This window comes from Enterococcus sp. R12, assembly GCF_058135755.1.
Map to the genome: position 1 here is coordinate 1,225,015 of NZ_CM176874.1, position 13,585 is coordinate 1,238,599.

Sequence of the window (13,585 nt, forward strand, 5' to 3'; positions counted from 1 at the left end):
CGCAGGATAGGCAAAATCAAGGAAATCATAGGAGGAGCTGTATGTTAACAAATCGTTCAAAATCATTTTGGCTGCTGCTAGCACCGGCATTCGTCGCATTATTGGTCGTTCTGTTTATTCCTTTATTTACAGGGGGATATTACTCACTGAACAACTGGAACGGCAATACGATCAGCGACTTTATCGGATTGGAAAACTACTTGCGCGCTTTTAAAGATCAGGCGTTCATTAACAGCTTGTTGTTCACGGCGAAATTTTCTGTTTACAGTGTGATCTTGATCAATGTCATCGCGCTGTTGTTAGCAACTTTAGTCACACAAAAACTGGGACGCTGGACCACTCTATTTCGGACCGTCTTTTTCATGCCGAACTTAATTGGTGGGATCATACTAGGATTTATATGGCAATTTATTTTTAATAAAGCATTCGAGAGTATCGCCGATTTGACTGGGATCAATTTTTTTAATGGCTGGTTGAATACACCAGAAACAGGTTTTTGGGGTTTGGTTATCTTGTTCGTCTGGCAGATGAGCGGGTATATGATGTTGATCTATATTTCGTTTCTAAATAATATTCCAGAAGAAATTTTAGAAGCAGCAGATATGGACGGCGCCAATCCGCTACAAGTCTTTTTCCGAATCAAACTACCCATGCTGATGCCCGCGTTTACCGTAACATTGTTTTTGACGCTGTCAAATGCCTTTAAAATCTATGATCAAAACTTGGCGTTGACACAGGGGGGACCGTTTAATTCGACTCAGATGGCAGCCATGAATATTTACAATGAAGCTTTTTCAATGAGGAAAATGGGCTTTGCTCAGTCAAAAGCGATGATATTTCTGGTGATCATTGTCATTATTTCCATTATTCAAATCTCAATTACCCGCAGAAAGGAGATCAGCGCATGATCGAGACTCGTCACTCCTCTACTAAAAAGGGGAATACAAAAAGTAGACGGCAGAAGAAAAAAAAGCTGCAGCACAGTCTGCTGATCGTAAGTGGCCTTTTACTTGCGTGCTTATGGTTTTATCCGTTTTTCTTGATCGTGATCAATTCATTTAAAACAAAAGCAGAGATCTTTCAGAGTACGTTGTCGCTGCCTGGCGGATTGTCCTTTGAGAATTATCAAGAGGCGTTAGAAAAACTGGATTTCATCAGAAGTTTAATGAATTCATTGTTGATTACTGTCGGTTCTTTGATCTTGGTGGTCTTTGTTTCTTCAATGGCAGCATACGCTTTATCGAGAAATACCAGCCGCTTAAGTTCAGTCCTCTATTTTGTTGTTGCCATCGGCTTGCTGATCCCTTTTCAAGGGATCATGATTCCACTGATTTCTCTTTTTGGACGAATGAATTTGTTAAATCAGCCGGGTCTAATGATAATGTACTTGGGATTGGCTGTCAGTATGTCGACTTTTTTGTATTATGGTGCGTTAAGAGGCATTCCACGTTCGCTGGATGAAGCAGCGATCATTGATGGGGCGAATACCTTTCAGATTTATTGGAAAGTAATATTGCCTTTGTTGAAACCAACGACGGTAACGGTGATTGTTTTGAATACATTGTGGTTTTGGAATGACTATTTATTGCCTTCATTAAGTATTAATAAAGCCGGAATGTATACGATTCCCTTGCGGATGTTTTATTTCTTCGGCGAATTTAACAAGCAATGGCATTTAGCGCTAGCCGCTCTGGTGATTGTTGTTCTGCCAATCATTCTCTTGTTTATTGCCTTGCAAAAACATGTAGTGAAAGGCATCTCAGATGGTGCAGTAAAGTAGGAGGAAAAGAAGATGAAATTTACAAATGGCTATTGGCTGGCAAAAGAAGGCGTCCAACTTGAGCATCCCCGAATTGCTTATGATCATAAGGTAGAAAAGGAGCAATTGACCCTTTATCTGCCCTATCAAGAGATTCAGCGGCGTGGCGATACCTTAAACCTTGGTTTAACCACACTCACGTTTTCAACTCCGCAAAACGATGTAATCAAAGTCAGCTTGGTGCATCATGACCAGACGATGCAGGCCCCGTCGTTTGCACTAGATACTCAACCGGCAGACGTGAAGATCGATACCGATAACGAAGACATGTATATCTTCAAATCTGGATCATTGGAAGCGAAAGTCCCTAAACAAGCGGCTTTTAAAATCGACTTTTTCGGAGAAGGTAGCTTGTTGACTTCTTCCATGCCTAAAGCACAGGCTAAAATTTCGGGAAATGACGGCAAGCAGTATATGCGAGAACAGCTTTCGCTAGATCCTTATGAACTTGTTTACGGATTAGGGGAACGGTTCACTCCTTTTATCAAGAACGGTCAAACCGTTGATATTTGGAATCAAGACGGTGGTACGGGTAGCGAGCAGGCATACAAAAATATTCCGTTTTATTTAACGAATAAAGGCTACGGTATTTTTGTTGATCATCCCGAAGCGGTTTCCTTTGAAGTGGCTTCTGAGAACGTTTCCCGCACGCAATTCAGTGTCGAGGGGCAGCGTCTGGACTATTACATCATCTATGGACCAGATATGAAAGCCATTCTAGAAAAGTACACCGACATGACAGGAAAACCCGCCTTACCGCCAGCATGGTCTTTTGGCTTATGGCTATCCACTTCATTTACGACTGATTATAGTGAAGAAACAGTGATGCACTTTATCGATGAAATGCAAGCTCGTGATATTCCTTTTGATGTCTTTCATTTTGATTGTTTCTGGATGAAGGAATTTGAATGGTGTGGATTTGAATGGAATGACGAATTGTTTCCTGATCCGAAAGGATTACTAAAGAAAATCCATGAGAAAGGATTAAAAGTCAGTTTATGGATCAACCCTTACATTGGGCAAAAAGCCTCTGTATACCAAGAATGCAAAGAGAAAGGGTACTTTATTAAGAACCAAGCAGGTGAAGTCTGGCAGTGGGATCTTTGGCAAGCTGGACAAGGGATCATTGATTTTACCAATCCAGAGGCTCGTCAATGGTATAAAGATCGCTTAAAGGAATTGATTGAATTAGGTGTTGATTCCTTTAAGACGGATTTCGGTGAGCGGATCCCTGAAGATGCTGTCTATTATGACGGATCAGATCCAAAAAAAATGCACAATTATTATGCCTATCTATACAATGAAACCGTCTTTGAACTGCTGGCGGAAATGCGGGAAAATCAAGCCGTTCTTTTTGCCCGTTCTGCTTCTGTCGGTTCCCAAAAATTTCCTGTCCATTGGGGAGGCGACAATTTATCTGAATATTCTTCGATGGCAGAGTCTCTGCGTGGTGGCTTATCCTTTGTCTTATCTGGTTTTGGATTTTGGAGCCATGATATCGGCGGGTTTGAAGAACAAGCGACTCCCGACTTGTATAAACGTTGGACGCAATTTGGTTTATTGTCGACCCACAGTCGTTACCATGGCAATGTTGAATATCGGGTACCATGGAATTTTGGAGAAGAAGCAGCAAAAGTCAGTCAATCTTTTTCAAAATTGAAAAACCGCCTAATGCCTTATATTTATCGTCAAGCAGCAGACACTGCAAAAACGGGCATTCCCCTGATGCGTCCGTTGATGCTAGAGTTCCCAGAGGATCAGACGGTTTATGCCATTGATAAGCAGTATATGCTGGGGGATCGCTTACTAGTTGCGCCGATTTTTAATGAGCAAGGAAAGGTTCCGTTCTATCTGCCAGCTGGAACTTGGACAAATTATTTAGACAACAAACGCTATGAAGGCCAAAAATGGTGGGAAGAACGCTATGACTATTTCCATCTACCGTTGATGGTACGACCGAATTCACTGATCATTGAAGGAAGCGTTGAACAGACCGCCGCCTATGACTACACCAAAAACCTGATCGTTCATGCCTTTGAAATAACGGAAGCAGTTTCTGCTGAAGTCTGTGATCAGCAAGGCGTGCCAACTGGAACAATCTCTGTTGAGCCAGAGGCGAGCGGTTATCGAATTTGTATGGAAGGGTTGGGAAAGGTTCAGGTGCTGTTTCGCAATCGAAGCTTTGCAAATGCCCAACGACATCCTTTTGGCAGCTTGATCACTATGGACGGACAAGAAATGACCGTCTTTGAATAGGGAAATAAAACCTACCGTTCTTGATGGGTATCTATCAAGGACGGTAGGTTTTTTGTAGTGAACGAAGCATTGAAGAACTAACGGCAAAGTGCAGACCTAGTTCTTTGGCTCAGTTTTGTTCCTCCCGCTGGATCGGCAGCAGCAAGCGAACGGTGGTTCCTTCGTTGATGCGTGATTCTACAGTCAATCCGTATTTTTCCCCATAGAGCAGCTTGATACGCTGATCAATATTGTCTAAGCCAATACCCGAATAGTGTTCAAAATGGTTGGCGGTGCTGGTTGGGTGCTCTTCATTGAACCCGATGCCCGTATCGATAATCTCAATTTTCAGGCCTTCCTTACTGACGCGAGAAAAAATCTGGATCAATCCTGAATCCTCTTCGGGAAAGGCATGCAGGTAGGCATTTTCGATAATCGGTTGCAAAATCATCTTCGGTACGAGAATATCTTCGCAGCCATCTTCTGAAAAAATCGTTGACTGGATGCGATTGCCGTAACGTACGTTCATTAACACAAGGTATTCTTCCACGATCGCTAGCTCATCCTTTAAGGGGACGATCTCTTTGCGGTTAAAGGTGTGCCGCAACAATTGGACAAAGCTTTCAATCGCTTGAGTGGCGGCTTCTTGTTCGTTTTGCCAGATCAAAAACTTGATGGCAGTCAATGTGTTGTAGACAAAATGCGGTTGGATCTGCATTTGCAACGAGCGGATCTCGAACTTGCGTTTTTCGGCTTCTGTAACCATTAAATGATCGACATAAGATTCCAAGTCCTCTAGCATCAAGTTATAGGCACGCCCCAATTCTCGCGTTTCGTACGTCCCATTGATGGTAACCTTGTCGCTGAAATCGCCTTGTGTGACCGCAGGCAGCTTGGCAATCAGCTGATAAATCGGTTGGGTGATGTTGCGGATGATCCAAAATGCCAGCAGACTAAAGAGTAAAATACTGACGACAGAAATCAAAAGAGCTGGCTTGATCAGATTCATATTGCGTACTAGATGCGATTCATCCAAAACATCGTAAAAAGTAAAATGATACGAATAAAGGGGCAGCTGATTGATGCTAGTATCTCTTTTGACCGTGACGAGACGATCTTCAAACGGCTTGCCTAAAAGGCTCGGATCAGAAGTGGAAAGAATTTGATTTTGCTCATTGACGATATAGATCGAGTGGAGACTGGTATCTAAGAGTTGACGATAGATCGAAGAAAAATCGGATTCTTTTAAGAAAATCAGGGCATAGCCGAAAATCGTTTCTTCTTTCATTAATTTGCGCACGTACATCAAGCCAGGGGAGTCGCTGGTGGAGGTACTTAAGCCTTGGTCCAAGAAATAATATTGACTGATGGCGTCATTGTCATTGATCTGCTGGATAAAGGCACTGGCGAGAAAATCATCTACTGATTGATTGCGAACCGCATCGTTTTGAAAGAAAGTGCCCCCGTTGACCCCAATCAACACTAAATTCGAGGGGATGTCTTGAAACAAAGAGCGGGTGTCTTTTAATTGCTCGTTTAATTCTAAAATCGTACGGCCTTGATTCATGTCGCCTTCTAAGTATGTTTCAACGGCTTTGCTTTCATCGACGATGTCAAAAATCCGATGGATATTCTCGTTCAGACGCTCATAATCTTCTTGGATTTTTTCCAGTAGCAGCTGATTGGAACTCTGGTACGAAGCAACATAGGCATCTTTCGAGCGACCATAGATCACGACGACGGTTAGCAGACAAACACTAATGACCCCGACGACAACAAAGAGGAAGATCCGACTGAATAATTCATTTTTCTGAATCCATTGGTTGATTTTCATAATTGATTCAACCGCCGATACTTCGATGGGGTGACTTGGCATTCTTTCTTAAAGATGCGAGAAAAATAGCTGATATCCGAATACCCGACCGCTTCACTGATTTCAGATAGATTCAGATCAGATTGTGTCAGTAGTTCTTTGGCTTTATCCAAGCGGGTTTTCTTTACATACTCAGAAAAGCTCATTTTCAGTTTCGCAGAAAGAAAAGCCGAAAGATAGGTGTAACTAAAATGAAAGGTTTCAGCCAGTTCAGACAAAGACAGACTTTTAGTGTAGTTGTCTTGAATGAAGCGCTGGATCGCAACGAGTAGATCATCTTCATCCAATGGTGATAAGGTCGTCAGCTGTTGACGAATATCATCAATGGTCGCCAACAACAAATCAGAAAAATCTTCCAAATACTGCACGTGACCGATGGCATGCAAAAATTCGGCTTTTAAGCGGCTAAAGCGTGGAGCAGTGGGAAATTCTTCTTCCAAGCGGGACAGTAACGTGTAAAAAATACTGCTGGCCTGCTGTTTTAAGAATGTCGGATCGACATTGGATAAGATCATGTCATTAAAATATTCCTCGATTCTGGTGATTCCTAACAAAAAGTTGTTGTCTAACAAAGCCCGCAAGAACTTCTTCGTATCAAAGCGATCACTTTCGATGTACAAAAAGAGTTCTTGTTCTGGCACCAACCGTTGTCGTTTATAAAAAAACGATTGTCCTTGGCTTTTGGCTTTAAGGGTCACAAAATGGTCCCGCAACTGTTCAATCTTTTGAAAGGGCACACTGAGAGTAAAGAAGGCGTCTGGCTCGGTAAAACGCAATTGTTCCAACGTTTCTTTCAAAGAGGAATAAAAACTCGTTCCTTTGGGATAACTGATCACTAAGCCGGCATCTTTGTTACTAGTTTGAAAAAAGAGCGTCTTTACCTGCGGTTGTGATTGAGTAAATTCCGTTAATGCATGCAGCAGCTGATCATTGGCACGAAAGCCGCTAAAATTGGTGGTCAAAATTTGGGCTTGCTGTTGCGACTGATCTAATGCAAGGTAGTCCGCCAAAGGAGCCAACGGTTCTTCATACCCTGCTAAATAGCGATTCAACGATTCTTGCAGCTGCGTCTCCTCAGTCACGGAGCCTTTTGTATGTGACAGCTTTTGTGAGATGTTGTGCAGCGTCTTCAACAAGAGTGTCGGTGTCAGTGTCGGTTTTAAAAGATAATCTACGGCACCATTTCTAAAAGACTGACTGACGTATTGGAAATCATCGTAGCTGCTCAAGACCAAAAAATGGACTTCTGGATATTGTTGTTGAATGATCGTTGTGAGTTGAAGACCGTCCATTTGTGGCATTTTCAAATCCGTGATCACGATGTCGGGATTCAGTTCATGGATCAGCGCCAATGCTTCTTGCCCGTTCGCTGCATCGCCTAAGAGACGGAACCCTTCTTGCTCCCAACGTATCATATGTTTCAATCCATCTCGGATCGTTGCCTCATCATCAACGACTAAGACCGTGCGTAAAATAGTCATGGTATCCCCCCTATATCTCTTCTTTATTATAAACGCTTTCAAAAAAGAAAGGTATTGTAACTTTTTTCTATTTTTGGACAAATTTAGTAAGCTCTTTCACAATCATTGAATACGGTTACAAAACCAGTGTATAGTTAGCCATGTAAATAAAAGGAAAGAGGGATAAAAATGAAAAAACTATTTGCATCGATGGTAACGGCGGCTGCAGTGCTGACTTTGGCGGCTTGCGGAAACAGCAACACAAGCTCTGGGGATTCTGGTGAGTCCTCAAACAAAGTCACGGTCTGGGCATGGGATGAGACCTTCAACATCAAGGCAGTCAATGAAGCCAAAAAAGTATATGAAAATCAAGATGTCGATGTGGAAGTCGTGACGATGTCACAAGATGATATCGTTCAAAAATTAAATACGAGTCTGGCATCTGGAAATACGGACGGACTACCAAATATCGTTTTGATCGAAGACTACCGCATCCAAGGATACCTTTCTTCTTATCCAGATGCGTTTAGTGATCTAACGGATATCGTGAATGAGGAGGATTTCTCCAGCTATAAATTTGCGGTCAATAAAGTCGACGATGTCATTTATGGGGTGCCATTTGACAGTGGCGTCGCAGGACTATTTTACCGCACAGATTATTTGACCGATGCAGGCTATGAGCAGGCTGATCTCCAAGATATTACTTGGGATGATTTTATCAGCATCGCCAAAGATGTCAAAGAAAAAACGGGTCACGCTATGATGTCGTTAGACCCAAGCGATCTTGGCTTGGCACGAATCATTATGCAATCGGCAGGCGAATGGTATACCGGTGAAGATGGCTCCACTGTAACCATCAAAGACAATGAATCCTTCAAAGCCGGTCTAACTGTCTTAGCAACATTGTTGAATGAAGGCTTAGTTGAACAAGTTTCTGATTGGGATGGCGGAGTCAATGCCGTTCAATCAGGCAATGTCGCCTCTGCGCCAACTGGTGCGTGGTATTCCAGCACGATTCAAGGCGCGGAAGACCAAAGCGGCAAATGGGCGATCGCTCCAATCCCATCTATCGCTGGCAACAGCAATTCAGTCAATGCTTCTAGCATCGGCGGAGCAGGCTGGTACGTGATCAAAGGGGTTGACGGCGAAGAAAATGCCAAAGACTTTTTAGCCAATACCTTTGCTTCAAACAAAGAATTGATGGGTACACTAGCTACCGAGATCGGTTTGGTTTCAACTATGAATGCTGCAGAAGAAACGGAAGAATATACGTCGGGGCTTGATTTCTATGGCGGTCAAAAAGTCTTCCAAGATTTCTCTCAATGGTCACAAGAAATTCCAGCCGTGAACTACGGCAATCACACCTATGCCATTGAATCTGTCTTGACTGAAAGCTTGCAACGAGTGATCAACGGCGAAGACATCGATAAAGTATTAGAAGAAGCACAATCACAAGTGGAAGCACAAATTGCAAACTAATCGAACAACTTTGCAGAAACTCGTGAGCGATCGCGAGTTTCTGTGTTAAGGGGGAATTACAATGAAAAACAAAACAAAAAATTGGTTTGCAAACGGCAATGCCTTTATTACCTTACCCGTCATTTTGATCACGATGCTGGTCTTTATTCCGATGGTCTCGGCATTGTTCACGTCATTCCAATCAGGACCACCGACAGCGATGACCTTTAACGGTCTTGGCAACTATCAGCGGATGTTGAGCGACTCAACCTTTAAAAAAGCCTTTGGCAATACGTTTTTATACTTATTAGTCCAAGTTCCGATCATGCTCTTTTTGGCGCTGATCGTATCGAACATATTGAATGACAAAAAATTGAAATTTAAAGGGCTATTCCGCACCGCCTTGTTTTTACCCTGTATTACATCCTTGGTTTCTTATTCCTTGATCATGAAAAGTCTCTTTTCGGCAAATGGGTTAGTCAATAACTTTTTGACGCAACTACACCTGATCGATGCACCGATCCAATGGTTGACGGATCCATTCTGGGCAAAAGTACTGATCATTTTTGCCATCACGTGGCGTTGGACTGGCTACAATATGATCTTTTTCATCTCAGGCATGCAAAATATCGATCCAAGTATTTACGAAGCGGCAGAGATCGATGGTGCCACGAAATGGGATCAATTCTTCAAAATCACGATTCCCAACTTGCGTCCAATCATCTTATTTACCACGATCACCTCAACGATCGGTACGCTGCAATTATTCGATGAAGTTCAAAATATCACTGGCGGTGGACCAGCCAATGCCACGACGACCTTGTCGCAATATATCTACAATTTGAGTTACAAATTCACGCCAAACTTTGGGTACGCAGCTGCGGTCTCCTTTGTTATCGTGATTGCGATCGTGATTTTATCGATCATCCAAACGAAAATAGGAGGAAAAGAAAATTGAAAACAATCTCACTCACTTTAAAATACGTCTTTCTTGCGATTTTGGCTTTCATCTCTATTTTTCCATTTGTTTGGATGATCCTAGGGATGACCAATCAAACCTTTGATATCGTTGCTGGAAAAATCATGATTGGCGATCAGTTTGTCATCAACTTCCAAAACCTCTTTTCTTCCGATTTGAATTTTACTCGGGCATTAGGCAACTCCGCAGTGATTGCCGTGATTACGACCGTCTTTGCGCTGTTGTTCTCCTCCATGGCAGGGTATGGCTTTGAGATTTATCGGACGAAAACCAAAGACCGCATCTTTAATATTCTCCTGTTGTCGATGATGGTGCCTTTTGCTGCGCTAATGATCCCGCTCTATCGGATGTTCAGCAAGCTTAGCGGCACACCGATCGGGATCAATACCTTCGCTGTTGTGATTTTGCCCTCAGTCTGTACCGCCTTTTTGATTTTCTTTTTCCGCCAAAACATCAAGGCATTCCCTAGAGAATTAGTCGAAGCTGCTCGGATCGATGGCTTGAATGAACTGAGCATTTTCTTTAGAGTCTACATGCCTACGGCTAAAAATACTTATGCAGCTGCTGCGATCATTACGTTTATGGGCAGCTGGAACAATTATTTGTGGCCATTAGTTGCCCTACAATCACCAGACAAACGGACCGTTCCACTGGTTCTTTCGGCTATGGGTGCTTCTTATACCCCTGATTATGGCATGATGATGTGCGGCATCGTGATCGCCACACTGCCAACGGCCATCATTTTCTTCGTTTTACAAAAACAATTCGTCCAAGGGATGCTGGGTTCCGTGAAATAAGCGGGGCATCAGCAAACAAATACAAAGTAGAGGGTACGATATGATTCTTTTTGACAAACAATTAAACGTCTTTCATTTAAGCAACGATCAAATCAGCTATCTCTTACAGATAGAGGAAGGGGGCAATGTGGCGCACCTTTATTTTGGGAAAAAAATCGCCCATTATTCTGGTGGCTATCGCTACCCACGCCTTGATCGGTCCTTTTCACCTAATCCCCCAGACAGTAGCGATCGGCTTTTCTCATTAGACACCTTGATGCTAGAGTTTCCTGGTAATGGCTTCGGGGACTTTCGAGAAGCTGCCTATACGATTCGCCAGTCTGACGGCAGCCGAGTCAGCCATTTTGTCTTTAGTGATTACCAGATTCAACAAGGCAAACCAGCCTTAGCAGGATTGCCTCAGACCCATGGGGCCAACGACGGCATCGAAACACTGATTCTGTCCTTAAAAGATGATGTGGCGGGACTCGAACTGCAATTGTTTTACACGATTTTTGAGGAGGCGGCAGTGATCGTCCGCTCAAGTAAAATAATCAACCACGGAAACCAGCCTGTTATCATCGAACAGCTGGCGAGTCAATCCCTGGATTTTCCTAACCGTCCCTTTGATTTGATCCACTTGCCAGGGGCGTGGGCGAAGGAACGCCAAGTGACTCGAGAACCAATCCATCGCGGCATCAAGCGTTTAGACAGCAAGCGGGGTTCCAGCAGCCATCAGCAAAATCCCTTTGCCGTCTTGCTGGAACCTAATGCTACGGAGTTTGCTGGGGAGTGTTTTGGTTTTAGCTTGCTATATAGCGGCAATCATGAAACCATCATCGAAAAAGATCCTTACCAACAAACTCGTGTGATCATGGGGATCAACAGCCATCAATTTGCCTGGCAATTGCCGCCAACTGAAAGCTTTCAAGCCCCAGAAGCCGTGATTGCTTATAGTGATGCGGGCTTGAATCAGCTGTCAGCCACCTATCATGATTTTTATGATGAGCATTTGATTCGGGGTAAATACAAAAAGCAAGAACGGCCGATCCTGATCAATAACTGGGAAGCAACGTACTTTGATTTCAATGAAGAAAAGCTAGATGCCCTCGTTGATGAAGCCAAGGAGCTGGGAATCGAACTGTTTGTTTTGGATGACGGCTGGTTTGGTCAGCGAGAAGATGACCAAACCTCATTAGGCGATTGGTTTGAAAACGAAGGCAAGCTAGCTTCTGGCTTGGCAGGATTTGCCCAAAAAGTCCATAACAAAGGGCTGCAATTCGGGCTTTGGCTGGAACCAGAAATGGTTTCGGGCGACAGTGAACTGAACCGACAGCACCCCGATTGGCTGTTACAAGTACCAAATCGCAAGCCAGCGCTTAGCCGCAGTCAGTATGTGTTGGACTTTTCTCGACAAGATGTCAGAGACCATCTCTATCAGCAATTATCCCAACTGTTTGATACGGTTGCCATCGACTATATCAAATGGGACATGAACCGCAGTCTGTCGGATGTCTATTCCTTGCTCCTCGATCCTGCCCAGCAAGGGGAGGTTGCACATCGCTATCTGCTGGGCTTGTATGAATTTCTGGAAAAACTGACCACTGCCTATCCAACGATCCTGTTTGAAGGCTGTTCTGGTGGCGGTGGGCGCTTTGATGCTGGCTTCTTGTATTATATGCCGCAGATTTGGACCAGCGACAACACCGACGCCATCGCCCGCCTGAAGATCCAATACGGAACCAGTCTGGTCTATCCGCCATCCACCATGGGTGCCCATGTCTCAGCGATCCCGAACCATCAGACCCAACGGGCAACGGATCTAGCGATTCGTGGCAATGCTGCAATGTCTGGCTTGCTGGGCTATGAGCTTGATTTAACACAGCTGACACAAGAGGAAAAAGCGCAGATCAAAGAACAAATCGCTTTTTATAAAAAACATCGGCGCCTGCTGCAGTTGGGCCGCTTTGTTCGACTGCTCAGCCCTTATGAAGGCAATGACGCCGCCTGGCTGTATGTTTCCCCAGATAAAAAAGAAGCGATCGTCTTTTACTTCCGAGTCTTAGCCGAAGCCTCTGCACCATTGGTTACTTTAAAGCTGGCTGGCTTAGATCCAGACCTTACCTATCAAAGTGGGGGAGAGACCTTCGGTGGCGATGAATTGATGCAGCTCGGGTTGTATATCGATCCTCATTTAGCAGGGGATTACGCCACGCAGCGGTTTCATTTTGTTGCAAAAGCGCCTCACGAATGAAAATCAGCGTCCTGTCAAAGCAACATGTTTTGACGGGACGCTTTATTGTGCTGCCGCAAGCTTTTGGCTAATGATCGGCAACTGAGAGGTTATTTTTGAACAAATGATTTATTTTTTTCTTGAGAAGTCGTATGATGAAGGAGGAGGCAGGCAGTTTGCTTCTGACAATCAATAAGAGGAGGGTGTTCAACATGGACGAACAGCCACTAGGCAAGGAAACAGAAGCAGGGTTGATTGCTGCAGGATATCGGAAGTATCGTGGCGAAGCGATCGATATTTATTACAACAAAGAGATCTGCACCCACAGCGGCAACTGTGTGCGGGGCAATCCCGCTATTTTTGAAGTTGGACGGCGCCCATGGGTGATTCCTGATAACGGGGAAGCAGCGCAAGCGGCACAAGTGATCCACACTTGCCCCAGCGGTGCATTAAAGTACATATTGAAGGAGGAAGAACCATGGAAATCTTAGAAGAAAATACTCGATTTGTGTTAAAAGACGGCGACAAAGAAATCGGTGAAATGACGTGGTCGGAAGCGGGGGAAACGCGCTTGATCATAGACCATACCTTTGTCGATCCCGCTTATCGGGGCCAAGGTCTGGCCGAAAAATTAGTGGCAAAAGGGGTGGGAAAAGCCCGCAAAGAACAAAAGAAAATCATTCCTTTGTGTCCCTTTGCCAAAAAAGAATTTGAACGCAAACCAGAATATGCCGATGTTTGGAACCAATAAA

General features: G+C 43.9%; 10 protein-coding genes and 1 pseudogene. 9 read left to right on the forward strand and 2 right to left on the reverse strand.

What is annotated here, in order from left to right; all coding sequences use genetic code 11:
- The first annotated feature begins 41 nt into the window (after nucleotides 1–41).
- Genes ACTW1R_RS05710 through yicI form a run of 3 tightly spaced genes read left to right on the forward strand, consistent with a single transcriptional unit; the run spans nucleotide 42 to nucleotide 4,075 of the window.
- A complete protein-coding gene (locus ACTW1R_RS05710) occupies nucleotides 42–908 on the forward strand; it encodes a carbohydrate ABC transporter permease (RefSeq protein ID WP_489927494.1) in 867 nt (288 codons plus the stop codon).
- Nucleotides 905–1,780 (forward strand): carbohydrate ABC transporter permease, encoded by an 876-nt coding sequence (locus ACTW1R_RS05715; RefSeq protein ID WP_008378845.1) that lies wholly within the window; start codon nucleotides 905–907, stop codon nucleotides 1,778–1,780. Before ACTW1R_RS05710 ends, ACTW1R_RS05715 begins: the two co-directional genes overlap by 4 nt.
- Before the next feature lie 12 nt (nucleotides 1,781–1,792).
- Nucleotides 1,793–4,075, forward strand: a complete 2,283-nt coding sequence (yicI, locus tag ACTW1R_RS05720; RefSeq protein ID WP_489927495.1) for an alpha-xylosidase — start codon at nucleotides 1,793–1,795, stop codon at nucleotides 4,073–4,075.
- A 109-nt stretch (nucleotides 4,076–4,184) separates the two neighbouring features.
- On the opposite strand, the gene ACTW1R_RS05725 is transcribed toward yicI, so the two are convergent.
- Both ACTW1R_RS05725 and ACTW1R_RS05730 read right to left on the reverse strand, forming a co-directional pair.
- A complete protein-coding gene (locus ACTW1R_RS05725) occupies nucleotides 4,185–5,888 on the reverse strand; it encodes a sensor histidine kinase (protein WP_270290598.1) in 1,704 nt (567 codons plus the stop codon).
- Nucleotides 5,885–7,408, reverse strand: coding sequence for a response regulator transcription factor (locus ACTW1R_RS05730; RefSeq protein ID WP_325837641.1), 1,524 nt, complete (start codon nucleotides 7,406–7,408; stop codon nucleotides 5,885–5,887). Before ACTW1R_RS05730 ends, ACTW1R_RS05725 begins: the two co-directional genes overlap by 4 nt.
- A 168-nt stretch (nucleotides 7,409–7,576) precedes the next feature.
- Here ACTW1R_RS05730 and ACTW1R_RS05735 point away from each other — a divergent pair, with 168 nt between their 5' ends.
- The 6 genes and pseudogenes from ACTW1R_RS05735 (at nucleotide 7,577) to ACTW1R_RS05760 (ending at nucleotide 13,584) form a co-directional block, all read left to right on the forward strand.
- On the forward strand, nucleotides 7,577–8,866 hold the full coding sequence (locus ACTW1R_RS05735) for an ABC transporter substrate-binding protein (RefSeq protein WP_096741405.1): 1,290 nt from the start codon (nucleotides 7,577–7,579) through the stop codon (nucleotides 8,864–8,866).
- Between the two features lie 61 nt (nucleotides 8,867–8,927).
- A complete protein-coding gene (locus ACTW1R_RS05740; protein WP_010747841.1) occupies nucleotides 8,928–9,803 on the forward strand; it encodes a carbohydrate ABC transporter permease in 876 nt (291 codons plus the stop codon).
- 2 nt (nucleotides 9,804–9,805) lie between these two features.
- Nucleotides 9,806–10,621 (forward strand): annotated as a pseudogene (locus tag ACTW1R_RS05745) (carbohydrate ABC transporter permease); the annotation flags it as partial.
- Nucleotides 10,622–10,661: 40 nt separating this feature from the next.
- A complete protein-coding gene (locus ACTW1R_RS05750; RefSeq protein WP_489927496.1) occupies nucleotides 10,662–12,854 on the forward strand; it encodes an alpha-galactosidase in 2,193 nt (730 codons plus the stop codon).
- Between the two features lie 191 nt (nucleotides 12,855–13,045).
- Entirely contained in the window at nucleotides 13,046–13,324 is a 279-nt protein-coding gene (locus ACTW1R_RS05755) for a (4Fe-4S)-binding protein (protein WP_015509363.1), read from the forward strand.
- The gene (locus ACTW1R_RS05760) at nucleotides 13,312–13,584 is read left to right on the forward strand and encodes a GNAT family N-acetyltransferase (protein ID WP_060793047.1); all 273 of its coding nucleotides are present in this window, start codon (nucleotides 13,312–13,314) and stop codon (nucleotides 13,582–13,584) included. Before ACTW1R_RS05755 ends, ACTW1R_RS05760 begins: the two co-directional genes overlap by 13 nt.
- Nucleotide 13,585: the final 1 nt, after the last annotated feature.

What these genes read in the sequence shown, in the direction of transcription:
- ACTW1R_RS05710 (WP_489927494.1), top strand. Translation starts at nt 42, where the DNA reads ATGTTAACAAATCGTTCAAAATCATTTTGGCTGCTGCTAGCACCGGCA.
- ACTW1R_RS05715 (WP_008378845.1), top strand. Translation starts at nt 905, where the DNA reads ATGATCGAGACTCGTCACTCCTCTACTAAAAAGGGGAATACAAAAAGT.
- yicI (WP_489927495.1), top strand. Translation starts at nt 1,793, where the DNA reads ATGAAATTTACAAATGGCTATTGGCTGGCAAAAGAAGGCGTCCAACTT.
- ACTW1R_RS05725 (WP_270290598.1), bottom strand. Translation starts at nt 5,888, where the DNA reads ATGAAAATCAACCAATGGATTCAGAAAAATGAATTATTCAGTCGGATC.
- ACTW1R_RS05730 (WP_325837641.1), bottom strand. Translation starts at nt 7,408, where the DNA reads ATGACTATTTTACGCACGGTCTTAGTCGTTGATGATGAGGCAACGATC.
- ACTW1R_RS05735 (WP_096741405.1), top strand. Translation starts at nt 7,577, where the DNA reads ATGAAAAAACTATTTGCATCGATGGTAACGGCGGCTGCAGTGCTGACT.
- ACTW1R_RS05740 (WP_010747841.1), top strand. Translation starts at nt 8,928, where the DNA reads ATGAAAAACAAAACAAAAAATTGGTTTGCAAACGGCAATGCCTTTATT.
- ACTW1R_RS05750 (WP_489927496.1), top strand. Translation starts at nt 10,662, where the DNA reads ATGATTCTTTTTGACAAACAATTAAACGTCTTTCATTTAAGCAACGAT.
- ACTW1R_RS05755 (WP_015509363.1), top strand. Translation starts at nt 13,046, where the DNA reads ATGGACGAACAGCCACTAGGCAAGGAAACAGAAGCAGGGTTGATTGCT.
- ACTW1R_RS05760 (WP_060793047.1), top strand. Translation starts at nt 13,312, where the DNA reads ATGGAAATCTTAGAAGAAAATACTCGATTTGTGTTAAAAGACGGCGAC.